General features: G+C 64.2%; 1 protein-coding gene. It reads right to left on the bottom strand.

The features are described from left to right. The coding region (gene tuf, locus ACFMPD_RS17515; RefSeq protein WP_380997326.1) for an elongation factor Tu at nucleotides 1-1,175 on the bottom strand (1,175 nt) is incomplete at both ends.

Genomic DNA, 1,175 nt, shown 5'->3' with positions numbered 1-1,175 from the left:
TACTCGATGATTTTGCTCACGACGCCGGCGCCGACGGTGCGGCCGCCTTCGCGGATGGCGAAGCGCAGGCCGTTTTCCATGGCGATCGGGGCGATCAGTTCGACGCCAAAGCTGACATTGTCGCCCGGCATCACCATCTCGGTGCCTTCGGCCAGCGTCACGGTCCCGGTCACGTCCGTCGTGCGGAAGTAGAATTGCGGGCGGTAGTTGGCGAAGAACGGCGTGTGGCGGCCGCCCTCATCCTTGGTCAGGATATAGGCTTCGGCCTCGAACTTGGTGTGCGGGGTCACCGAACCGGGCTTGCACAGCACCTGGCCGCGCTCGACACCCTCGCGGTCGACGCCGCGCAGCAGGGCACCGATATTGTCGCCGGCTTCGCCGCGGTCCAGCAGCTTGCGGAACATCTCGACACCGGTGCAGGTGGTCTTTTTGGTGTCGCGGATGCCGACGATCTCGATCTCGTCGCCGACATTGATCACGCCGCGCTCGACGCGACCGGTCACAACCGTGCCGCGGCCGGAAATCGAGAACACGTCCTCGATCGGCATCAGGAACGGCTGGTCCACGGCGCGCTCGGGCGTCGGGATCCAGGTGTCGACGGCGTCCATCAGCTTGCGGATCGACTGCTCGCCGATCTCGTCGTCGCGGCCTTCCAGCGCGGCCAGGGCCGAGCCGGGGATGATCGGAATGTCGTCGCCGGGATACTCGTAGCTGCTCAGCAGCTCGCGGATTTCCATCTCGACCAGTTCCAGCAGTTCCTCGTCGTCGACCTGATCGACCTTGTTCATGTAGACGACCATGGTCGGGATGCCGACCTGGCGGCCCAGCAGGATGTGCTCGCGGGTCTGCGGCATCGGCCCGTCCGCGGCGTTCACCACCAGGATCGCACCGTCCATCTGGGCGGCACCGGTGATCATGTTCTTGACATAGTCCGCGTGGCCCGGGCAGTCGACATGGGCGTAGTGGCGCGCGTCGGTCTCGTATTCCACATGCGCGGTCGAGATCGTGATCCCGCGCGCCTTTTCCTCGGGGGCGCCGTCGATCTGGTCATAGGCCTTGAAATCACCGAAATACTTGGTGATCGCAGCCGTCAGCGTCGTCTTGCCATGGTCAACATGGCCGATCGTGCCGATGTTGACGTGCGGCTTGTTACGCTCAAACTTTTCCTTACCCAT

The sequence above is a fragment of the Sedimentitalea sediminis genome (assembly GCF_042687825.1).
Lineage (GTDB): Bacteria > Pseudomonadota > Alphaproteobacteria > Rhodobacterales > Rhodobacteraceae > Sedimentitalea.
Note: the sequence above shows the minus strand (reverse complement) of the source record. Positions and strands in the feature narration are given on the sequence as shown.